Below are 22,375 nucleotides of genomic sequence, written 5' to 3' on the forward strand. Positions count from 1 at the left end.
ATGGGCTTTTCCTTGCTGATGAAAAAGGCGTCCCTCGCGGGCGCCTTTTTTGTGTCCGCGATTTGGCTTTCCGCTGCCCAGGCCTTCTGCCCGGCGCCGAGCGGGCTGACGTCGGTCGCGGTGCAGCGAGTGGTGGATGGCGACACCTTGCGCCTGCGCGATGGTCGCAGCGTGCGCATGATCGGTTTGAATACGCCGGAGTTGGGCAAGCAGGGGCGTTCTGACGAGCCGTTCGCCGTGGCCGCGCGCAAGCGCCTTGAAGCTCTGGTGGCCGCCAGCGACGGGCGGGTCGGTTTGCTGCCGGGTAAGGAAAGCAAGGACCATTACGGCCGTACCCTGGCCCATGTCTATGGCGTCGATGGTGCCAACCTTGAAGCGCAGATGCTCGCCGAGGGCCTCGGTTTTCAGGTGGCGGTGGCACCGAATGTCGATTTGGTCGCCTGCCAGCAAGTGGCCGAACGCAGTGCTCGTCAGGCCGGTCTCGGGCTGTGGCGTCAATCACCTGTACTGAAAGCGGAGCAGATCAGCGCGTCCGGCTTCGCCATGCTCAGCGGTCGTGTGAGCAAGGTTCAGCGCAATCGCGGCGGCGTTTGGATCGAGTTGCAGGATTCGGTTGTATTGCGGGTTGCACCCAATATGCTGGACCAATTCGATGTCGCATCGCTGGAAAAGCTCAAAGGCAAGCAAATCGAGGCTCGTGGCTGGGTGGTGGATCGTTCGCGTCGCGGCGGGCTGAAACCGGGGCAGGCGCGCTGGCTGCTGCCGCTGACCGATCCGGCGATGTTGCAGGCAGCACCGTAAGAAAAAATTGTAGACATTTTTTCTGTTGATTGTGAACAGTCTATCCCTTGTGTTCCGTGGCTCTTGGCTCAAAGTCGTAGGGCCGGGCGCTTGACAGGGGTGACTGGTCAGTCTTGTGAGGACTTTGCGAGGCGAGTATCCTCGGCGGTCCGTCTGTCCAACAGTAAAAAGCGGAATGCCCATATGTCTGATCTGAAAACTGCCGCTCTCGAATATCACGCCCATCCCCGTCCAGGGAAGCTGAGTGTCGAGCTCACCAAGGCCACCGCTACCGCCCGCGATCTGTCGCTGGCCTACAGCCCCGGCGTAGCCGAACCAGTACGCGAAATCGCCCGCGATCCTGAACTGGCCTACAAATACACCGGCAAGGGCAACCTGGTTGCAGTCATTTCCGATGGCACCGCGATTCTCGGCCTGGGTAACCTCGGCCCATTGGCTTCCAAGCCGGTTATGGAAGGTAAGGGTGTGCTGTTCAAGCGCTTCGCCGGCATCGACGTGTTCGACATCGAAGTCGACTCCGAAAGCCCGCAAGCCTTCATCGACACCGTCAAGCGTATCTCCATCACCTTCGGTGGCATCAACCTGGAAGACATCAAGGCACCTGAGTGCTTTGAGATCGAACGCGCTCTGATCGAGCAGTGCGATATTCCGGTATTCCACGATGACCAGCACGGCACCGCAATCGTTACCGCGGCCGGCATGATCAACGCCCTGGAAATCGCTGGCAAAACCCTGGCTGATGCCAAAATCGTCTGCCTGGGCGCCGGTGCCGCGGCCATCTCCTGCATGAAATTGCTGGTGAGCATGGGCGCCAACATCGAAAACATCTACATGGTTGACCGTACCGGTGTGATCCACTCCGGCCGTGACGACCTGAACCAGTACAAGGCTGTGTTCGCTCACGCGACCGAGAAGCGCACCCTGGCTGACGCGCTGGAAGGCGCTGACGTGTTCGTTGGCCTGTCCGGCCCGAACCTGCTGAGCGCTGAAGGCCTGAAGTCCATGGCGGCCAACCCGATCGTGTTCGCGTGCTCGAACCCGGATCCGGAAATCTCCCCGGAACTGGCTCACGCCACCCGTAACGACGTGATCATGGCCACCGGCCGTTCGGACTACCCGAACCAGGTCAACAACGTATTGGGCTTTCCGTTCATCTTCCGTGGTGCCCTGGACGTTCGCGCCAAGCGCATCAACGAAGAAATGAAAGTGGCTGCCGCCAACGCCCTGCGTGAACTGGCCAAGCTGCCAGTGCCTCAGGAAGTGTGCGACGCCTACGGTGGCATCAAACTGGAATTCGGTCGTGAGTACATCATTCCGAAACCAATGGATGCCCGTCTGATCACCCTGATCTCCGATGCCGTGGCCAAGGCTGCGATCGAGACCGGTGTGGCGACCCTGCCGTATCCGAAGAACTACCCGCTGAAAAGCGTGGATGACGTGTTCAACGGCTAAGCCGTTGTAACGCTTCAACACAAAGCCCCGGCGCGCTCTGAGTCGGGGCTTTTTTGTATCCGGGAGTTTTGTATCGTTTGTAAGGGCCTCTTCGCGGGCAAGCCTCGCTCCTACGGGGTTGTGTGCGATATCAAAATCTGCGAACAATCCGTAGGAGCGAGGCTTGCCCGCGAAGGGGCCAGCACAGAAAACCCCGATATAAAAAACCCCGCTCTTCTTTCGAAGGCGGGGCTTTTGCATTGCGCTACACGATCAGAACAAATCGATCGGTGCTGCCTCATCCGCTGGCAGCGGGCTGCCCGGCACATTGCCGTTACCCAGTTCGTTCACCGACGGTGGTGTGTCTTCGGCCTTGAACAGTTCGAAGTAGGCGCCTGGCGTGCCAGGGCTGGCTGCACGGCCGCTGATCGGGTCAACCCGCAGGCTGAGGATGCCTTCTGGCTCCGCCTGGGTGTGCGGCGGCTTGTCTTTAAGGGCTGCCGCCATGTAGTTCATCCAGATCGGCAAGGCAACGGTGCCGCCGAACTCGCGTTTGCCCAGGCTTTCCGGTTGGTCGAAGCCAGTCCAGACGGTGGTTACGTAATCGGCGTTGTAGCCGGAGAACCAGGCGTCCTTGGATTCGTTGGTGGTGCCTGTCTTGCCCGCGATGTCGCTGCGGCCCAAGGCCAGTGCACGGCGACCGGTGCCGAGTTTGATCACGTCCTCCAGCATGCTGTTGAGGATGTAAGTGGTGCGCCCATCGACGATGCGCTCGGCCACGGCTGGCGTTTGTGGCGCTGGCTGGGCGCTCGGTGCTGCGCCTGGAGTGGCGTTGACCGTGAAGGTGTCGGCGGCCGGCACGGCGATGCCATCGCTGGCTACGGCGCCTTTCGGAACACTCGGCGGGTTGGCGACGAATAGCGTGTCGCCGTTACGGCTTTCGATCTTGTCGATGATGTACGGGGTGATCTTGTAGCCGCCGTTGGCGAAGGTGCTCCAGCCGGTGGCGATTTCCATTGGCGTCAGGGTCGCGGTACCCAGGGCCAGGGACAGGTTGCGCGGCAGGTCCTGCTTGTTGAAGCCGAATTTGCTGATGTAGTCGATGGTGCGGTCGACACCCAGCGCTTGCAGCAGGCGGATCGATACCAGGTTGCGCGACTTGTAGAGCGCTTCACGCATGCGGATCGGGCCGAGGAAGGTATTGGTGTCGTTCTTCGGACGCCAGACCTTGTCCAGGTACTCGTCGACGAACACGATCGGTGCGTCGTTCACCAGGCTGGCGGCGGTATAACCGTTGTCCAGGGCGGCGCTGTAGACGAACGGCTTGAAGCTCGAACCCGGCTGACGCTTGGCCTGCATGGCGCGGTTGTAGTTGCTCTGCTCGAAGGCGAAACCGCCGACCAGCGAACGAATGGCGCCGTTCTGCGGGTCGAGGGAAACCAGTGCGCCCTGAGCCTGCGGAATCTGGCTGAACTTGAGCGAATTGTCTGGCTGGCGCTGCACGCGAATCAGATCACCGACCTGCGCGACATCCGACGGCTGCTTCGGATTGGCGCCCATGCTGTTGGTGTTCAGGAAGGGGCGAGCCCACTTCATGGTGTCCCAGGCGACGTGTTCTTCGCCGGAACGGGTCAGTACTTGTACGCCGTTCTTGTCGACCTGGGTCACGATCGCCGGTTCCAGGCTGCTGATGGTCCGCTGCTTGGTCAGCTCTACAGTCCAGGCCTCTCGGGTTTTACCCGGCAGGCGTGACTCGGGGCCGCGATAACCGTGCCGTTGGTCGTAGGTCATCAAGCCTTCGTGAACCGCGGTGTTGGCCATCTCCTGCAAATCGCTTGGCACCGTGGTGGTGACACGGAAACCTTCGGTGTACGCATCGCTGCCATAGCGGCCGACCATTTCGGCACGGGCCATTTCGGCGACGTACGGTGCGTTCACTTCCGGAGTCGGCACATGGTAGCTGGCGTTCAGCGGTTCATTGATCGCGGTGGTGTAGTCGGCTTCGGTGATCTTGCCGAGCTTGTACATGCGCCCCAGGATCCAGTCGCGGCGCTCCTTGCTGCGGGCCGGGTTGGCCAGGGGGTTAAAGCGCGACGGGGCTTTTGGCAGGCCGGCGATCATCGCCATCTGCGCCAGGCTGACGTCACGAATCGACTTGCCGTAATAGACCTGCGCCGCCGCCTCGATGCCATAGGCGCGGTTGCCCAGATAGATTTTGTTGACGTACAGCTCGAGGATCTCGTCCTTGGTCAACTGCCGTTCGATCTGCAGGGCCAGGAGGATTTCGGTGGTCTTGCGCGAGAAGCTGCGTTCGCTGGTCAGGAAGAAGTTCTTCGCCACCTGCATGGTGATGGTGCTGCCGCCGGACTGAATGTGTCCGCTTTTTACCAACTGGGTGGCGGCCCGCATCAGGCTGCTGGGATCGACGCCGTAGTGGTTGGCGAAATTGTCGTCTTCAGCACTTAGTAACGCATTAATGAAATTGGGGGGAATGTCGGCGAAACGGATTGGCGTACGGCGCATTTCGCCAAATTCTGCGATCAATTTGTTGTCGCTGCTGTACACCCGCAAAGGAATCTGCAACTGAATACTTCTCAGCGCCTCCACGGATGGCAATCCGGGGCTAAGGTAAAGAAAAGCGCCGCTCAGACCCAGGAGCAGTCCGCAGAAAACGGCGACGATGGACCAACCGAAAAATTTCAGCAGACGAATCAAGGCTTTTGGATATCCAGGGCAAAGAATGAATTAGGCATCAGGGTTCAGGCTATACAGAGAATGACCCGCGCTTGCAGTGAAAGCGGAAAAAACGCTCGGCATTATAAGCATTTTTCCGTCGGGGGCGTCATTTGCGCTTCTGTCAAGACGGGGGGTATTGAACGCAATGGATATTACAGAGTCCGTAACTCACGGATAGTCATAGGGAATTGGTAGTGCTAGGACTCTTCAATAAAAAAGCCAATACGCTTTTGGGGATCGACATCAGCTCCACGTCGGTGAAGCTATTGGAGCTAAGTCGCCAGGGCGACCGCTATCGGGTCGAGGCCTATGCGGTCGAACCGCTGCCCGCCAGTGCCGTGGTCGAGAAAAATATCGCCGAGCTCGAAGGCGTGGGGCAGGCCCTTGCGCGCGTGCTGGCCAAGGCCAAAACCAGCCTCAGGAACGTCGCTGTGGCGGTGGCCGGTTCGGCGGTGATCACCAAGACCATCGAGATGGACGCCGGTCTTTCCGACGACGAGATGGAAAACCAGCTGAAGATCGAGGCCGATCAGTACATCCCTTATCCACTGGATGAAGTGGCGATCGACTTCGAAGTGCAGGGCGTGTCGGCGCGCAACCCCGAGCGAGTCAATGTGCTGCTGGCGGCGTGTCGCAAGGAAAACGTCGAAGTCCGTGAAGCGGCCCTGGCTCTGGCCGGGTTGACCGCGCGCGTGGTCGATGTCGAAGCCTATGCCCTGGAGCGATCGTTCGGCCTGCTGGCAACCCAGTTGGCCGCTTCTCAGGAGCGTCTGACCGTGGCGGTGGTCGATATCGGCGCCACCATGACCACCCTGAGCGTGCTGCACAACGGGCGGATCATCTACACCCGCGAACAATTGTTCGGCGGCCGTCAACTGACGGAAGAGATCCAGCGTCGTTATGGCCTGACGGTCGAGCAGGCGGGGCTGGCGAAGAAGCAGGGCGGTTTGCCGGACGATTACGTCAGCGAGGTCTTGCAGCCGTTTCGTGACGCGCTGGTGCAGCAGGTATCGCGTTCGTTACAGTTTTTCTTTGCCTCCGGCCAATACAACTCGGTCGATCACATCCTCCTGGCTGGCGGCACTGCCTCGGTCCCCGGGCTGGAGCGATTGATCGAGCAGCGACTGGGTACCCCGACCCAGGTCGCCAATCCATTTTCCGACATGACCCTGAGCAGCAAGGTCAACGCCGGTGCCTTGGCGAGTGATGCTCCGGCACTGATGATCGCCTGCGGTTTGGCCCTCAGGAGTTTCGACTGATGGCGCGGATCAATCTTTTACCCTGGCGTGAAGAGTTGCGCGAAGGGCGTCGCAAACGCTTTTTACTGGCGTTGGTCGGTGTGCTGGTGGGGTCAGTGGGGGCGTTGCTGATCGCGGATCAGGTCCTTAACGGCGCTATTAATCGGCAAGTCGCCCGTAACGATTACATCAGCAAGCAGATTGCCGTGGTCGACGAGCGGATCAAGCAAATCAGCGACCTGAAGGCCCGTCGACAGCAACTCGTCGAGCGCATGCGCATTATTCAGGACCTGCAAGGCAACCGACCGATCAGCGGGAGGATTTTCGATCAATTGGCGCGTACTTTGCCGGACGGAGTTTATTTCACTGAAGTGAAAATGGTCGGCAAGACGTTGTCCATCACCGGCGCGGCGGAGTCCAATAATCGTGTTTCGGATCTGATGCGCAATCTGGATGCCTCCGACTGGTTCGATGCGCCCAACCTTACGGAGGTCAAAGCGACCACCGCTGGTCAGCTGGATCAGGCCAATGTCTTTCAGTTGACCGTCCGTCAGACTCAGCCCGCAGTTGTGGGGGGCGCTAAATGAAGCCGTCCGAATGGTTCGAAGGGTTGCGCCAGATCGACATCAGCGATCTGGACACCAACAACATGGGCTCCTGGCCTGCGCCGATCAAGGTCCTGGCGAGTGTCCTGCTGATGGTTCTGGTGCTGGCCCTGGGCTACAGCTTCTTGATCAGCGATCTGCAAAACCACCTGGAACTCAGGCGCGAGGAAGAGTCGACGCTCAAGGAGCAATTCGCGACCAAGGCCCACATGGCGGCGAATCTGGAGCTGTATACCCAGCAGATGAAGGAAATGGAGAACTCCTTCGGCATGCTGTTACGGCAGTTGCCCAGCGACACCGAAGTGCCCGGCCTGCTGGAGGACATCACCCGCACCGGCCTGGGCAGCGGCCTGGAGTTCGAAGAGATCAAGCTGCTCCCGGAAGTCACCCAGCAGTTCTACATCGAGCTACCTATCCGGATCACCGTCACCGGCGCATATCACGACCTGGCCACTTTCGTCAGCGGCGTGGCCGGGCTGCCGCGGATCGTCACCCTGCATGACTTCGACCTAGCACCGGCCAATCCCGATGGTGGCCCGAAGTTGCGCATGAGCATCCTTGCCAAGACCTATCGCTACAACGACAAGGGGTTGCAGAAATGAGCCCGATTCGTTGCCTGTCGATGGTTATGTGTCTGGTTCTCCTGGCCGGTTGTGGCGGCGACAATGATTTCAGCGACCTGGACGCCTACCTGAACGAAGTGCGCCTGCGTGCACCCGGCAAGATTGAACCAACGCCGACATTCCGGTCTTACCCGACATTCGCCTACAACGCTGCCAACCTGCGTAGCCCGTTCTCCCGGCAGGTCAGAGTCGATCTGGCCGGGCAGAAGCACGGCTCGCGCAACGTCAAACCCGACCCCAACCGGGTCAAGCAGTACCTCGAAGGTTTCAACATCGAGCAATTTGAAATGGTCGGCACTATCTCCAATGCCGCCGGATCCTTTGCGCTGCTGCGCGGGGCGGGCGGCGTGCATCGGCTGAAAGTCGGCGATTACCTGGGGCGTAACGATGGACGGATCGTCGCCATCAGCGGTTCGCAAGTCGACGTGGTCGAAATCGTTCCCGATGGCGAAGGTGCCTGGCTGGAACGGCCGCGAACCATCCCTTTGAAAGAGCACTCATAGTGGAACTCGAATAATGAACAGGATTTTCTCAACCTTCGGTATTTCGCTATGGATAGCGTTTCTGTCGCCGATGGTAGTGGCGGCCAACCTCAAAGCGCTGGATGTCGCCGCGCTGCCCGGTGACCGTGTCGAGTTGAAGTTGTCGTTCGATGGACCACCGCCGCAGCCCCACGGTTACACGACAGAGCAGCCTGCGCGGATTGCGCTGGACCTGCCGGGGGTCACCAGTCAGCTGGCGAACAAGCATCGCGACCTGGGCGGCGGCAATGCCCGCAGCGCCACGGTAGTGGAGGCCAAGGACCGCACACGGCTGATTATCAGCCTGACTCAATTAACGCCATACAACGCCCGCGTCGAAGGCAACAATCTGTTTGTGGTCGTCGGACAGGCGGCCGGTAACAAGGGGTCCAAACCGATTGCCAGCGCACCGCGTGCGGCCACTGTGGTACCCGCGCCCGCCAGAGCCAGTGCTCCCGTGGGCAAATCCATCCGGGGCGTGGATTTCCAGCGCGGCACCCAGGGTGAGGGCAATGTGGTCATCGATCTGTCGGATCCCTCCATCGCCCCGGACATTCAGGAACGCGATGGCAAAATCATCGTCGGTTTCACCAAGACCCAACTGCCTGAACGGTTGCGCGTACGCCTCGACGTCAAGGATTTCGCCACGCCGGTGCAGTTCGTCAACGCCAGTGCCACGGGCGACCGGGCCATTATCAGTATCGAGCCCAGTGGCGCCTTCGATTATTCGACCTATCAGACCGACAACAAACTGACCGTCAGCATCCGGCCGATGACTGTTGACGACTTGCAGAAACGCAACGCCGAACGCTTTGCTTACACCGGCGAAAAACTCTCGCTGAATTTTCAGGACATCGATGTGCGCTCGGTGCTGCAACTGATCGCCGACTTCACCAACCTCAATCTGGTGGCCAGCGACACGGTGCAGGGCGGGATCACGTTGCGCCTGCAGAATGTGCCGTGGGATCAGGCGCTGGATCTGGTGTTGAAAACCAAAGGCCTGGATAAACGCAAGATTGGTAACGTGCTGCTGGTGGCGCCGGCTGATGAAATCGCTGCCCGAGAGCGTCAGGAGCTGGAGTCGCAGAAGCAGATCGCCGAACTGGCGCCTCTGCGTCGCGAGCTGTTACAGGTCAATTACGCCAAGGCCGCCGATATCGCCAAGCTGTTCCAGTCAGTGACCAGCGCCGAAGCGAAAGTCGACGAGCGAGGTTCAATCACGGTTGATGAGCGAACCAACAACATCATTGCCTACCAGACCCAGGATCGCCTCGACGAACTGCGTCGTATCGTTGCGCAACTGGATATTCCGGTGCGTCAGGTGATGATCGAGGCGCGCATCGTCGAAGCCAACGTCGATTACGACAAAAGCCTTGGCGTACGCTGGGGTGGTTCGGTGCAGAAGGGTAACTGGAACACGTCCGGGGTCAACGGCTCTTCGACCACCATTGGTACGCCGGGCAGCACCAGTACCAACTCGCCGTTCGTCGACTTGGGAACCTCTGCCAATACCTCGGGGATCGGCATCGCCTTCATTACCGACAATGTGCTGCTGGACCTTGAACTTTCGGCCATGGAGAAAACCGGCAACGGGGAAATTGTCTCGCAGCCCAAGGTAGTCACGTCCGACAAGGAAACCGCGAAAATCCTCAAGGGCACCGAGATTCCCTATCAGGAAGCCAGCTCCAGCGGCGCCACCTCGGTGTCGTTCAAGGAAGCTTCGCTGTCCCTGGAAGTGACCCCGCAGATCACGCCGGACAACCGCATCATCATGGAGGTCAAAGTCACCAAGGACGAACCGGACTACCTGAACAAAGTGCAGGATGTACCGCCGATCAAGAAAAACGAGGTCAACGCCAAGGTGTTGGTCAACGACGGCGAGACCATCGTCATAGGTGGGGTTTTCTCAAATACTCAGAGCAAGGTTGTAGATAAGGTGCCATTTCTCGGTGATGTGCCGTATCTTGGCCGCCTTTTCCGGCGTGACGTGGTTTCGGAGAAAAAATCCGAGCTGCTGGTATTTCTCACTCCGCGTATCATGAACAATCAGGCGATTGCTGTGAGTCATTGATTCTGTGCGAAATTTGATTCTTGTTGGACCGATGGGGGCTGGTAAAAGCACCATCGGCCGGTTGCTGGCCAAAGAGCTGCGCCTGCCGTTCAAAGATTCCGATAAGGAAATTGAATTGCGCACGGGCGCCAATATCCCGTGGATTTTCGATAAGGAAGGCGAACCGGGCTTTCGTGATCGCGAGCAGGCGATGATTGCCGAGCTGTGCGAGTTCGATGGCGTGGTGTTGGCGACCGGTGGCGGCGCGGTGATGCGCGAAGCCAATCGTCGAGCGCTGCGCGCCGGTGGTCGGGTGGTGTATCTGCATGCGTCTGTCGAGCAGCAGGTCGGCCGAACGGCTCGCGACCGCAATCGGCCACTGTTGCGCACCGCCGATCCAGCGAAGACCTTGCGGGACTTGTTGGCGATCCGTGATCCGCTGTATCGGGAAATCGCCGACCTGGTGGTGGAAACCGATGAGCGGCCACCGCGGATGGTGGTGCTCGACATCCTCGAACGCTTGCAGCAGCTACCGCCCCGTTAATGCGCGGCGCGAAATGCGCTATCCTCGGCGTCCTGTCGCAACCGCTCAAGGTTGTGGCGGCTGGCTACCGAATGGCGTCACAGCAGCAGACGCCATGGAATTCGTAAACTCAAGGCAGGATGCCTGATTCCATCTTCACTGTGGGGACACATGCAGACACTCAAGGTCGATCTAGGCGAGCGCAGCTACCCGATTCATATTGGCGAAGGTTTGTTGGATCAGCCTGAGCTGCTGGCCCCGCATATTCGCGGGCGGCAGGTGGCGATCATCTCCAACGAGACCGTCGCGCCGCTCTACCTGGAGCGTCTGACCCGCAGCCTAGCGCAGTTCTCGGTGATTTCCGTGGTGCTGCCCGACGGCGAAGCCTTCAAAACCTGGGAAACCCTGCAATTGATTTTCGACGGCCTGCTGACTGCACGGCACGATCGCCGCACCACGGTAATCGCCCTGGGTGGCGGCGTGATCGGTGACATGGCCGGTTTTGCGGCCGCCTGCTACCAGCGTGGCGTCGATTTCATCCAGGTACCTACCACATTGCTGTCGCAAGTCGACTCCTCGGTGGGCGGCAAGACCGGGATCAATCACCCGCTGGGCAAAAACATGGTCGGCGCCTTCTATCAGCCCAACGTGGTGCTGATCGATACCGCCACCCTCAACACCCTGCCGCCCCGCGAACTGTCCGCCGGGCTGGCGGAAGTCATCAAGTACGGGCTGATCTGCGACGAGCCATTCCTGACCTGGCTCGAAGAAAACGTCGATCGCCTGCGAGCGCTCGATCAGACCGCCCTGACTTATGCCATCGAACGCTCCTGCGCGGCCAAGGCTGCGGTGGTCGGTGCCGACGAGAAAGAGACAGGCGTGCGTGCCACGTTGAACCTGGGCCACACCTTCGGCCACGCGATCGAAACTCATATGGGCTATGGTGTCTGGCTTCATGGTGAAGCAGTGGCTGCTGGCACCGTAATGGCTTTGGAGATGTCCGCGCGCCTGGGCTGGATCAGCGAACAGGAGCGTGATCGCGGTATTCGCCTGTTCCAGCGTGCCGGCTTGCCGGTCATTCCGCCGGAAGAGATGACCGAAGCCGATTTTCTCGAGCACATGGCAATTGACAAGAAAGTGATCGACGGTCGTTTGCGCCTGGTGCTGCTGCGCCACATGGGCGAAGCAGTGGTGACCGACGATTATCCGAAAGAGGTTTTACAGGCCACGCTGGGGGCGGATTACCGCGCCCTGGCTCAGCTTAAAGGTTAATAAGATCCCGATGACTAGTTTGCATGCCGACGAGGCTTTCCTCGGCCATTACCAGTTAAGTCATGACCCTTTCGCTCCACGGGTGCCTGGCTTCAAATTTTTCCCGGCCCAGCGCAAACCGGTGCTGGGGCAACTGCATCATCTGGCCCGTTACAGCCAGTTGTTGCTGGTGGTCACTGGCCCTCAAGGCAGCGGAAAAACCTTGTTGCGTCAGGCTCTGGTGGCTAGCACCAACAAACAGTCAGTGCAGAGCGTGGTGGTTTCCGCCCGTGGTGCCGGCGATGCAGCCGGTATGCTGCGCCAGGTGGCTCAGGCGCTGAATGTCGAGCAGGCTGAAATCGGCGCGATCCTGGCTCAGGTGGTCCAGCTTGCCCTTACGGGGCAGGAAGTCTATTTGCTGGTGGATGACGCCGAGCAACTCGACGAGTCCGCGCTGGAAGCCTTGCTGGCCTTGGCCGCGGGCGCACCGGAAGGTCGCCCGCACGTGTTCCTGTTCGGTGAGTCTTCGCTGATTGCCCAGCTTGAAGCGCTGACCCTTGAGGAAGAGCGTTTCCACGTCATCGAATTGCAGCCCTACACCGAAGAAGAAACCCGCGAATATCTGGATCAGCGTCTTGAAGGCGCTGGCCGGGGTATCGAACTTTTTACCGCGGATCAGATCTCTGATATTCACGAAAGCTCCGACGGTTGGCCTGGCACCATCAACCAGGTCGCCCGCGATGCGATGATCGAAGCCATGATTGCCAGCCGCTCAGCGGTGAAGCGTCCAAGTATGGGGTTCAACATGCCGAAGAAACACGTATTGGCGATTTCCGCCGTTGTCGTGGTCGCGGTAGCCGCCGCCTGGTTGATGCCGGGTCGCAGCAAAGCGCCGACCACCGGCGCACCTGCCAACGAACAGGCGCAACTGCCGCTGGGCCAGGGCACGCCACAGCCTAACAGCGGTGGCGCTCCCTCCGTCGAGTTCGCCGGTAATTCGCAACCGATGCCGTTGCCGTTGGTCGGCAACTCGCAGCCGGTGATGCGTGGCCCGTTGGCCGAAGCGGCCGGTGGTATCACCGAAGGCGATGACGGCGTGCCGGTCGAAGGTTCCAGCGCTACCCCGCCAACCGTGACCACGACTGCGCCGCCTGCCGGCGTCCAGCCAGGCCCGGCACCAACGCCTGCCGCCAAACCGGTTCCAGCGCCGACTCAGGTCGCGACAGCCAAGCCAGCGCCTGCACCTGTTGCCAAACCGGCTCCAGCGCCCGCCAAGCCGGCCGTCGCCGTCAAACCTGCCGAGAAGCCAGTCACCGTGGCCAAAGCCGCCGGTGGCAGCTGGTACGCAGGCCAGGCACCGGGTAACTACGTGGTGCAAATCCTCGGCACCAGCTCCGAATCGGCCGCGCAAAGCTTCGTCAAGGAGCAGGGCGGCGAGTACCGTTATTTCAAGAAAGTACTCAACGGCAAGCCGCTTTACGTCATCACCTACGGTAGCTTCGCTAACCGCGATGCAGCCGTTACCGCCATCAAGGCCTTGCCAGCGAAGGTTCAGGCTGGTAAACCTTGGCCTCGCACTGTCGCCAGCGTCCAACAGGAACTGGCAACAACTCGCTGAAGATTCGGCGGCCTTACCCAGGCCGCCTCTCCAAGCACCTCAAAATTTCTGCAAGTGCATGCCGCCTCTACAGGCCGCGTGCCTTGTGGTGTCTGCGTCACAGTAGTCTTTGAGTCGCTGCGGTCAAAATTAAAAAAAGTTTTGACTAGCACAGCATATCGCTTTAAACCTTTCACAAATGCGACATAGATTTGCGACATTTCGTCGTCAAATTTGTGAGCCTCTGTGTCGGTGTGTACAATGACCTCCCTTTTGCCCCCGCAAAGCTGGCGTACGTTCGGCGTGGATGGTAACTGGTTGAATTGAAAAGAAATTTGCCTCGATAAGAGGCAGCCTGGTGAGAAAGTGTCTATGAAAGCAGGTCTGTACCAACCAGATGAATTCAAGGATAACTGCGGTTTCGGCCTGATAGCCCATATGCAGGGCGAGCCCAGTCATACCCTTTTGCAAACGGCCATTGAGGCCCTGACCTGCATGACCCACCGCGGTGGGATCAACGCCGACGGCAAGACCGGTGACGGTTGCGGTCTGCTGATTCAAAAGCCGGATGTATTCCTGCGTGCCATCGCCCAGGAAACATTCGGCGTCGAACTGCCCAAGCAATACGCTGTGGGCATGGTCTTCTTCAACCAGGACCCGGTGAAAGCCGAAGCCGCTCGCGAGCACATGAATCGCGAGATCCTGGCCGAAGGCCTGACCTTGGTCGGCTGGCGCAAAGTGCCGATCGACACCAGTGTCCTCGGCCGTCTGGCCCTCGAGCGCCTGCCGCAGATCGAACAAGTGTTCATCGGTGGCGAAGGCTTGAGCGATCAGGACATGGCGATCAAGCTGTTCAGCTCTCGTCGTCGTTCGTCCGTGGACAACGCCGCCGACGTCGATCACTACATCTGCAGCTTTTCCCACAAGACCATCATTTATAAAGGCCTGATGATGCCGGCGGATTTGACCGCCTTCTATCCAGACCTGAGCGACCAGCGCCTGCAAACCTCGATCTGCGTGTTCCACCAGCGCTTTTCGACCAACACCTTGCCGAAATGGCCGCTGGCGCAGCCTTTCCGCTTCCTCGCCCACAACGGCGAGATCAACACCATCACCGGCAACCGCAACTGGGCTCAGGCCCGTCGCACCAAGTTCACCAACGATCTGATGGATCTGGAAGAACTCGGCCCGCTGGTGAACCGTGTCGGTTCCGATTCCTCCAGCATGGACAACATGCTCGAGTTGATGGTCACCGGTGGCATCGACCTGTTCCGTGGCGTGCGGATGATCATTCCGCCTGCGTGGCAGAACGTCGAAACCATGGACCCGGATCTGCGGGCGTTCTACGAATACAACTCGATGCACATGGAACCGTGGGACGGCCCGGCCGGCGTGGTAATGACTGACGGTCGTTACGCGGTGTGCCTGCTCGACCGTAACGGTCTGCGCCCGGCGCGTTGGGTCACCACCAAGAACGGCTTCATTACCCTGGCCTCGGAAATCGGTGTCTGGAACTACCAGCCTGAAGACGTGATCGCCAAAGGTCGCGTTGGCCCTGGCCAGATCTTTGCCGTGGACACCGAAACCGGTCAGATCCTCGACACCGACGCCATCGACAACCGCTTGAAGTCCCGTCATCCGTACAAGCAATGGCTACGCAAGAATGCCCTGCGCATCCAGGCGACCATGGAAGACAACGACCATGGTTCGGCGTTCTACGACGTCGATCAGCTCAAGCAGTACATGAAGATGTATCAGGTCACGTTCGAGGAGCGCGACCAGGTGCTGCGTCCGCTCGGCGAGCAAGGCTACGAAGCCGTCGGCTCGATGGGCGACGATACGCCAATGGCCGTGCTGTCCCAGCGCGTGCGCACGCCGTACGACTATTTCCGCCAGCAGTTCGCGCAGGTGACCAACCCGCCGATCGACCCGCTGCGTGAAGCCATCGTCATGTCGCTGGAAATCTGCCTCGGTGCCGAGCGCAATATTTTCCAGGAGTCGCCGGAACACGCCTCGCGCGTGATCCTCAGCTCGCCGGTCATTTCCCCGGCCAAGTGGCGTTCGCTGATGAACCTCGATCGTCCGGGCTTCGAACGCCAGATCATCGACCTCAACTACGACGAGAGCGTCGGCCTCGAAGCCGCGGTGCGCAATGTTGCCGATCAGGCTGAAGAAGCCGTTCGCGCCGGTCGCACCCAGATCGTGCTGAGTGACCGTCACATTTCCCCGGGCAAGTTGCCGATCCACGCTTCGCTGGCGACCGGTGCGGTGCACCACCGCCTGACCGAAAAAGGCCTGCGTTGCGACTCCAACATCCTCGTGGAAACAGCTACCGCTCGCGATCCGCATCACTTCGCGGTGCTGATCGGTTTCGGTGCTTCGGCGGTCTATCCGTTCCTGGCCTACGAAGTGCTGGGCGACCTGATCCGCACCGGTGAAGTGCTGGGCGACCTCTATGAGGTGTTCAAGAACTACCGTAAAGGCATCACCAAAGGCCTGCTGAAGATCCTGTCGAAGATGGGCATCTCCACCATCGCCTCGTACCGCGGTGCGCAACTGTTCGAGGCGATCGGCCTGTCCGAGGAAGTCTGCGACCTGAGCTTCCGTGGCGTTCCAAGCCGTATCAAGGGTGCGCGTTTCGTCGACATCGAAGCCGAGCAGAAGGCCCTGGCGGCTGAAGCCTGGAGCCCGCGCAAGCCGATCCAGCAAGGCGGCCTGCTGAAGTTCGTCCACGGTGGCGAATATCACGCCTACAACCCGGACGTGGTCAGCACCCTGCAAGCGGCTGTGCAGCAGGGCGACTACAGCAAGTTCAAGGAATACACGGCGCTGGTGGACAACCGTCCGGTGTCGATGATCCGCGACCTGTTCAAGGTCAAGACCCTGGACACGCCGCTGGACATCAGCGAGATCGAACCGTTGGAATCGGTGCTCAAGCGCTTCGACTCCGCGGGCATCTCTTTGGGCGCATTGTCGCCGGAAGCCCACGAAGCCCTCGCCGAAGCGATGAACCGCCTCGGTGCGCGTTCCAACTCCGGCGAAGGCGGTGAAGACCCGGCGCGCTACGGCACTATCAAGAGCTCGAAAATCAAGCAGGTCGCCACGGGGCGTTTCGGTGTAACCCCGGAATACCTGGTCAACGCTGAAGTGCTGCAGATCAAAGTAGCTCAGGGCGCCAAGCCCGGCGAAGGTGGTCAGTTGCCGGGCGGCAAGGTCAACGGTCTGATCGCCAAGCTGCGTTACGCAGTACCGGGCGTGACCCTGATCTCGCCTCCGCCGCACCACGACATCTATTCGATCGAAGACTTGTCGCAGCTGATTTTCGACCTGAAACAAGTCAACCCGAAGGCTTTGGTCTCGGTGAAGCTGGTTGCAGAAGCGGGCGTCGGCACCATCGCTGCCGGTGTGGCCAAGGCCTACGCGGACTTGATCACCATCTCCGGCTACGACGGCGGTACTGGTGCATCGCCGCTGACCTCGATCAAATACGCGGGCGCTCCGTGGGAACTCGGCCTGGCCGAAACCCACCAGACCCTGCGCGGCAACGACCTGCGCGGCAAGGTCCGTGTACAGACTGACGGTGGCCTGAAAACCGGCCTCGACGTGATCAAGGCCGCGATCCTCGGCGCTGAAAGCTTCGGCTTCGGCACCGCGCCAATGATCGCGCTGGGCTGCAAATACCTGCGCATCTGCCACCTGAACAACTGCGCCACCGGCGTCGCGACCCAGAACGAGAAGCTGCGCAAGGATCACTACATCGGTACCGTCGACATGGTGGTGAATTTCTTCACCTACGTCGCCGAAGAAACCCGTGAGTGGCTGGCCAAGCTGGGCGTGCGTTCCCTCGAAGAGCTGATCGGTCGTACCGATCTGCTGGAAATCCTCGAAGGCCAGACCGCCAAGCAGAACCACCTGGACCTGACCCCGTTGCTGGGCAGCGATCACATCCCGGCAGACAAACCTCAGTTCTGCCAGGTCGACCGCAACCCGCCGTTCGACAAAGGCCTGCTGGCCGAGAAAATGGTCGACCTGGCCACCTCGGCCATCAACGACATGAGCGGCGCTGATTTCGCCCTGGATATCTGCAACTGCGACCGTTCCATCGGCGCGCGGATCTCCGGTGAAATTGCTCGCAAGCATGGCAACCAAGGCATGGCCAACGCGCCGATCACCTTCCGCTTCAAAGGCACGGCGGGTCAGAGCTTCGGTGTGTGGAACGCCGGCGGCCTGAACATGTACCTGGAAGGCGATGCCAACGACTACGTCGGCAAAGGCATGACCGGCGGCAAGCTGGTCATCGTTCCGCCGAAGGGCAGCATCTACAAGACTCAGGACAGCGCCATTATCGGCAACACCTGCCTGTATGGCGCCACCGGGGGCAAGCTGTTCGCCGCCGGTACCGCGGGCGAGCGTTTCGCGGTGCGTAACTCCGGTGCTCACACTGTCGTGGAAGGCACTGGCGATCACTGCTGCGAGTACATGACCGGTGGTTTCGTCTGCGTTTTGGGCAAGACCGGTTACAACTTCGGCTCCGGCATGACCGGCGGTTTCGCCTACGTGCTCGACCAGGACAACACCTTCGTTGACCGGGTCAACCACGAACTGGTGGAAATCCAGCGGATCAGCGGTGAGGCGATGGAAGCCTATCGCAGCCACCTGCAACGCGTGCTGAACGAATACGTCGAGGAAACCGACAGCGAGTGGGGTCGTAACCTCGCTGAAAACCTCGATGACTATCTGCGTCGTTTCTGGCTGGTCAAGCCCAAGGCTGCCAACCTGAAATCGTTGCTTTCCAGCACCCGTGCCAACCCGCAGTGATATGCGCCTGAAGAGTTTGATGAGGTTTTAACAATGGCTGAACGTCTGAATAACGACTTCCAGTTCATCGATGTCGGGCGCAAGGATCCGAAGAAGAAACTGTTGCGTCAACGCAAGAAAGAGTTCGTGGAAATCTACGAACCCTTCAAACCCCAGCAGTCGGCCGACCAGGCCCACCGCTGCCTGGGTTGCGGTAATCCGTATTGCGAATGGAAGTGCCCGGTGCACAACTTCATTCCCAACTGGCTCAAGCTGGTGGCCGAGGGCAACATCCTTGCCGCCGCCGAGCTGTCGCACCAGACCAACACCCTGCCGGAAGTCTGCGGCCGGGTGTGTCCACAGGATCGTCTGTGCGAGGGTGCCTGCACCCTCAACGATGGTTTCGGTGCGGTGACCATCGGTTCGGTGGAGAAGTACATCACCGATACCGCGTTCGCCATGGGCTGGCGCCCGGACATGTCCAAGGTCAAACCGACCGGCAAGCGTGTCGCGGTAATCGGCGCGGGCCCTGCCGGCCTGGGCTGTGCCGATGTGCTGGTACGTGGCGGCGTGACCCCGGTGGTGTTCGACAAGAACCCGGAAATCGGTGGTCTGCTGACCTTCGGGATCCCCGAGTTCAAGCTGGAAAAGACCGTGCTGAGCAATCGCCGCGAAGTCTTCACCGGCATGGGCATCGAGTTCCGCCTGAACACCGAAGTGGGCAAGGACGTGACCATCGAGCAACTGCTCGAAGAATATGATGCCGTGTTCATGGGCATGGGCACCTATACCTACATGAAGGGCGGCTTTGCCGGTGAAGACCTGCCTGGCGTGCACGACGCGCTGGACTTCCTTATCGCCAACGTCAATCGCAACCTGGGCTTTGAAAAGTCGCCGGAAGATTTCGTCGACATGAAAGGCAAGAAGGTCGTGGTACTGGGTGGTGGCGACACAGCGATGGACTGCAACCGTACTTCGATTCGCCAGGGCGCCAAGTCGGTGACCTGTGCCTATCGTCGCGACGAAGCGAACATGCCGGGCTCGCGCAAAGAGGTGAAGAACGCCAAGGAAGAAGGCGTGAAATTCCTCTACAACCGCCAGCCGATCGCGATCGTCGGTGAAGACCGTGTCGAAGGCGTGAAGGTGGTCGAGACCCGTCTCGGCGAACCAGACGCCCGTGGCCGTCGTAGCCCCGAGCCGATCCCGGGCTCCGAAGAGATCATCCCGGCCGACGCCGTGGTCATCGCCTTCGGCTTCCGTCCAAGCCCGGCGTCGTGGTTCGAGCAGTTCAGCATCCAGACCGACAGCCAGGGCCGCGTCGTGGCGCCGGAACAAGGCCAGTACAAGCACCAGACCAGCAACCCGAAAATCTTCGCTGGTGGCGACATGGTGCGCGGTTCCGACCTGGTGGTAACGGCGATCTTCGAAGGCCGCAATGCCGCTGAAGGGATCCTGGATTACCTGGGCGTGTAAATCTGCTTGATCGGAGTCGCTCCATTCGCGGGCAAGCCTCGCTCCTACAGGAATGTCACCGGACCTGTAGGAGCGAGGCTTGCCCGCGAAGAGGCCGGCCGAATCAACGCAGAATTTGCCGATGTAACCCGCGACAAATTGACCCGATAGACAAAAGGAACGGCTCTTGCCGTGCCTTTTGCGTCGCGCTCTGAGAAAATGCCCGCACTTTTTTTCCGGATGCCGACATGACTGCCCTGAAGAACGACCGTTTCCTTCGCGCCCTGCTCAAGCAACCCGTAGACGTCACGCCTGTGTGGATGATGCGTCAGGCCGGTCGCTACCTGCCTGAATATCGCGCCAGCCGTGCCAAGGCCGGTGATTTCATGAGCCTGTGCATGAACCCGGCGTTCGCTTGCGAAGTCACGATGCAGCCGCTCGACCGCTATCCGCAACTGGACGCGGCGATCCTGTTCTCCGACATCCTCACCATCCCGGACGCCATGGGCCAAGGCCTGTACTTCGAAACCGGTGAAGGTCCGCGCTTCAAGAAAGTCGTCAGCACGATGGCTGACATCGAAGCCCTGCCGATTCCTGATCCGCACAAAGACCTCGGCTACGTCATGGATGCGGTCAGCACCATCCGTCGCGAACTGAACGGCCGCGTGCCGTTGATCGGCTTCTCCGGCAGCCCATGGACCCTGGCCACCTACATGGTCGAAGGCGGTTCGTCGAAAGACTTCCGCAAGACCAAGGCCATGCTCTACGACAACCCGCAAGCCATGCATTTGCTGCTGGATAAACTCGCGCAGTCGGTCACTTCGTACCTCAACGGCCAGATCATGGCCGGCGCGCAAGCGGTGCAGATCTTCGACACTTGGGGCGGCAACCTCTCCGCAGCGGCTTACCAGGAATTCTCCCTGGCCTACATGCGCAAAATCGTCAGCGGCCTGATCCGCGAGCACGAAGGCCGCAAAGTGCCGGTCATCCTGTTCACCAAGAACGGCGGCCTGTGGCTGGAAAGCATTGCCGACGCCGGCGCTGATGCGCTGGGCCTGGACTGGACTTGCGACATTGGCGAAGCCCGCCAACGCGTCGGCAGCAAAGTCGCCCTGCAAGGCAACATGGACCCGACCGTGCTTTACGCCAAGCCAGAAGCCATTCGCACCGAAGTCGGCCGCATCCTCGCCAGCTACGGCAAGGGCAGCGGCCATGTGTTCAACCTCGGTCATGGCATCACCCCGGAAGTCGATCCGGAACATGCCGGTGCGTTCCTGCGAGCGGTACATGAGTTGTCGGCGCAGTATCACGAGTGATCGTGACCCAATAAAAAACCGCTTTTCTGTGGGAGCGAGCCTGCTCGCGATAGCGGTCTGACAGTCAACTTAGATGTTGATGTTATGACCCTTCGCGAGCAGGCTCGCTCCCACAGTTGTTTGTGGCTGACCGGATATTGCCGTCAGGCTTTCACATTTTCCAATGGCGGCAACTTCGCCAGCTTCAACGCCACCAACAGCGCAATCACCAACAATCCGCCGATAAACAGCCCGATCCCGTTCCATCCACCCAAGTGCCAGGCCACGCCGCCTGCCGTACCCGCGATACTCGACCCGGCGTAATAGCTGAACAGGTACAGCGACGACGCCTGTCCTCTGGCCTTGATCGCACGACGGCCGATCCAGCTACTGGCCACCGAATGCGCCCCGAAGAAGCCGAAGGTAAAGATCAGCATGCCGAGAATCACCAGCGGTAACGGCGTGAACATGGTCAGGGCGATGCCCGCAAGCATGACCACAATGGTTGCCCAGAGCACTTTGCGCCGGCCGAGTTGGTCGGCCAGGGCGCCGATTTTCGCCGAGCTGTAGATGCCCGACAGGTACACCACCGAGAGCAGCCCGACGAAGGCTTGGTCCATATGGTACGGCTCGGCCAGCAAGCGATAACCGATGTAGTTGAACAGCGTGACGAACGCGCCCATCAGCACAAATGCTTCGACAAACAACAACGGCAGGCCGGCGTCGCGAAAGTGCATGGTGAAGCCCTCCAGCAAGCTGCGCGGATGCAGTGAGCGAGCGCGGAAGTTGCGCGATTCCGGGAGGATTTTCCAGAACACCGCTGCGGCAATCAGCGCCAGACCACCGATGACCAGCATCGCCGTATGCCAGCTGACGAAGTCGATCAATACTCCGACGATCAATCGTCCACACATACCGCCGATGGCATTGCCACCGATGTACAAGCCCATGGCCAGGCCAAGGTGCTGCGGGTGTATCTCTTCGCTCAGGTAAGTCATCGCGACCGCCGCCAGACCGCTCAACGACAGCCCCACCAGCGCCCGCATCACCAGCACGCCTTGCCAACTCGGGATCATCGCGCTGGCCATGGTGCACAGCGCTGCGGCGAACAGCGCGGCGACCATCACTGGTTTACGCCCGATGCGATCAGAGATGGGGCCGGTGATCAGCAAGCCGATGGCGAGCATGCCGGTGGCGACCGACAGGATCAGGCTGCTCTGGGCAGCGTTGATGGAAAATTCGCGGGATAGCAGCGGCATCATCGGCTGCACGCAATAAAGCAGGGCGAAGGTCGCGAAGCCACCCGAGAACAGCGCCAGCACCGTGCGCATGAACATCGGCGTGCCTTTTTCGATGTAGATCTCGCTTCGCTCGGCGACGACATCATCCAGCGCAGTGGGCGGAATTTCATGGGCGAGTGGGGCGACAGCAGTTTTCACTTCAGACCTCGGAGGG

At 60.1% G+C, this 22,375-nt stretch carries 15 protein-coding genes; 13 read left to right on the top strand and 2 right to left on the bottom strand.

Going from position 1 to position 22,375, the window contains the following annotated elements:
• Both AB7M22_RS29075 and AB7M22_RS29080 read left to right on the top strand, forming a co-directional pair.
• Positions 1-801, top strand: coding sequence for a thermonuclease family protein (locus AB7M22_RS29075; protein ID WP_454188556.1), 801 nt, complete (start codon positions 1-3; stop codon positions 799-801).
• Positions 802-984: 183 nt separating this feature from the next.
• Complete coding sequence (locus tag AB7M22_RS29080) at positions 985-2,253, top strand: malic enzyme-like NAD(P)-binding protein (RefSeq protein ID WP_007899225.1); 1,269 nt, start codon at positions 985-987, stop codon at positions 2,251-2,253.
• 252 nt (positions 2,254-2,505) lie between these two features.
• Here the strand turns inward: AB7M22_RS29080 and AB7M22_RS29085 are convergent, their stop codons facing one another.
• Positions 2,506-4,944: a penicillin-binding protein 1A gene (locus tag AB7M22_RS29085; protein WP_454188874.1), complete on the bottom strand. Its 2,439-nt coding sequence runs from the start codon at positions 4,942-4,944 to the stop codon at positions 2,506-2,508.
• 218 nt (positions 4,945-5,162) lie between these two features.
• Here AB7M22_RS29085 and AB7M22_RS29090 point away from each other — a divergent pair, with 218 nt between their 5' ends.
• The 11 genes from AB7M22_RS29090 (at position 5,163) to hemE (ending at position 20,941) form a co-directional block, all read left to right on the top strand.
• Positions 5,163-6,227 carry a pilus assembly protein PilM gene (locus tag AB7M22_RS29090; RefSeq protein WP_007899221.1) on the top strand — a complete coding sequence of 355 codons (1,065 nt, stop codon included), beginning with the start codon at positions 5,163-5,165 and terminating at the stop codon, positions 6,225-6,227.
• On the top strand, positions 6,227-6,793 hold the full coding sequence (locus AB7M22_RS29095) for a PilN domain-containing protein (protein ID WP_454188557.1): 567 nt from the start codon (positions 6,227-6,229) through the stop codon (positions 6,791-6,793). The genes AB7M22_RS29090 and AB7M22_RS29095 overlap by 1 nt, the downstream gene beginning before the upstream one ends.
• A complete protein-coding gene (pilO, locus tag AB7M22_RS29100) occupies positions 6,790-7,413 on the top strand; it encodes a type 4a pilus biogenesis protein PilO (RefSeq protein WP_007899217.1) in 624 nt (207 codons plus the stop codon). Before AB7M22_RS29095 ends, pilO begins: the two co-directional genes overlap by 4 nt.
• Positions 7,410-7,937, top strand: a complete 528-nt coding sequence (locus AB7M22_RS29105) for a pilus assembly protein PilP (protein ID WP_007899215.1) — start codon at positions 7,410-7,412, stop codon at positions 7,935-7,937. Before pilO ends, AB7M22_RS29105 begins: the two co-directional genes overlap by 4 nt.
• Positions 7,938-7,950: 13 nt before the next feature.
• Entirely contained in the window at positions 7,951-10,026 is a 2,076-nt protein-coding gene (pilQ, locus tag AB7M22_RS29110) for a type IV pilus secretin PilQ (RefSeq protein ID WP_454188558.1), read from the top strand.
• Positions 10,027-10,030: 4 nt separating this feature from the next.
• On the top strand, positions 10,031-10,549 hold the full coding sequence (aroK, locus tag AB7M22_RS29115) for a shikimate kinase AroK (RefSeq protein WP_033036282.1): 519 nt from the start codon (positions 10,031-10,033) through the stop codon (positions 10,547-10,549).
• A 150-nt stretch (positions 10,550-10,699) separates the two neighbouring features.
• The gene (gene aroB / locus AB7M22_RS29120; RefSeq protein WP_038978611.1) at positions 10,700-11,800 is read left to right on the top strand and encodes a 3-dehydroquinate synthase; all 1,101 of its coding nucleotides are present in this window, start codon (positions 10,700-10,702) and stop codon (positions 11,798-11,800) included.
• Positions 11,801-11,810: 10 nt separating this feature from the next.
• Positions 11,811-13,397 carry an AAA family ATPase gene (locus tag AB7M22_RS29125; protein ID WP_454188559.1) on the top strand — a complete coding sequence of 529 codons (1,587 nt, stop codon included), beginning with the start codon at positions 11,811-11,813 and terminating at the stop codon, positions 13,395-13,397.
• A gap of 351 nt (positions 13,398-13,748) precedes the next feature.
• Positions 13,749-18,194, top strand: coding sequence for a glutamate synthase large subunit (gene gltB, locus AB7M22_RS29130; RefSeq protein WP_454188560.1), 4,446 nt, complete (start codon positions 13,749-13,751; stop codon positions 18,192-18,194).
• A gap of 33 nt (positions 18,195-18,227) precedes the next feature.
• Entirely contained in the window at positions 18,228-19,646 is a 1,419-nt protein-coding gene (locus AB7M22_RS29135) for an FAD-dependent oxidoreductase (protein WP_454188561.1), read from the top strand.
• A 227-nt stretch (positions 19,647-19,873) separates the two neighbouring features.
• The gene (gene hemE, locus AB7M22_RS29140; RefSeq protein ID WP_454188562.1) at positions 19,874-20,941 is read left to right on the top strand and encodes a uroporphyrinogen decarboxylase; all 1,068 of its coding nucleotides are present in this window, start codon (positions 19,874-19,876) and stop codon (positions 20,939-20,941) included.
• A 143-nt stretch (positions 20,942-21,084) separates the two neighbouring features.
• On the opposite strand, the gene AB7M22_RS29145 is transcribed toward hemE, so the two are convergent.
• Positions 21,085-22,326: an MFS transporter gene (locus AB7M22_RS29145; protein ID WP_454188875.1), complete on the bottom strand. Its 1,242-nt coding sequence runs from the start codon at positions 22,324-22,326 to the stop codon at positions 21,085-21,087.
• Positions 22,327-22,375 lie beyond the last annotated feature (49 nt).

This window comes from Pseudomonas sp. ADAK2 TE3594 (assembly GCF_053628675.1).

Coding starts and splice junctions, on each gene's coding strand:
- AB7M22_RS29075 (WP_454188556.1), top strand. CDS start 1: ATGGGCTTTTCCTTGCTGATGAAAAAGGCGTCCCTCGCGGGCGCCTTT.
- AB7M22_RS29080 (WP_007899225.1), top strand. CDS start 985: ATGTCTGATCTGAAAACTGCCGCTCTCGAATATCACGCCCATCCCCGT.
- AB7M22_RS29095 (WP_454188557.1), top strand. CDS start 6,227: ATGGCGCGGATCAATCTTTTACCCTGGCGTGAAGAGTTGCGCGAAGGG.
- pilO (WP_007899217.1), top strand. CDS start 6,790: ATGAAGCCGTCCGAATGGTTCGAAGGGTTGCGCCAGATCGACATCAGC.
- AB7M22_RS29105 (WP_007899215.1), top strand. CDS start 7,410: ATGAGCCCGATTCGTTGCCTGTCGATGGTTATGTGTCTGGTTCTCCTG.
- pilQ (WP_454188558.1), top strand. CDS start 7,951: ATGAACAGGATTTTCTCAACCTTCGGTATTTCGCTATGGATAGCGTTT.
- aroB (WP_038978611.1), top strand. CDS start 10,700: ATGCAGACACTCAAGGTCGATCTAGGCGAGCGCAGCTACCCGATTCAT.
- AB7M22_RS29125 (WP_454188559.1), top strand. CDS start 11,811: ATGACTAGTTTGCATGCCGACGAGGCTTTCCTCGGCCATTACCAGTTA.
- gltB (WP_454188560.1), top strand. CDS start 13,749: ATGAAAGCAGGTCTGTACCAACCAGATGAATTCAAGGATAACTGCGGT.
- AB7M22_RS29135 (WP_454188561.1), top strand. CDS start 18,228: ATGGCTGAACGTCTGAATAACGACTTCCAGTTCATCGATGTCGGGCGC.
- hemE (WP_454188562.1), top strand. CDS start 19,874: ATGACTGCCCTGAAGAACGACCGTTTCCTTCGCGCCCTGCTCAAGCAA.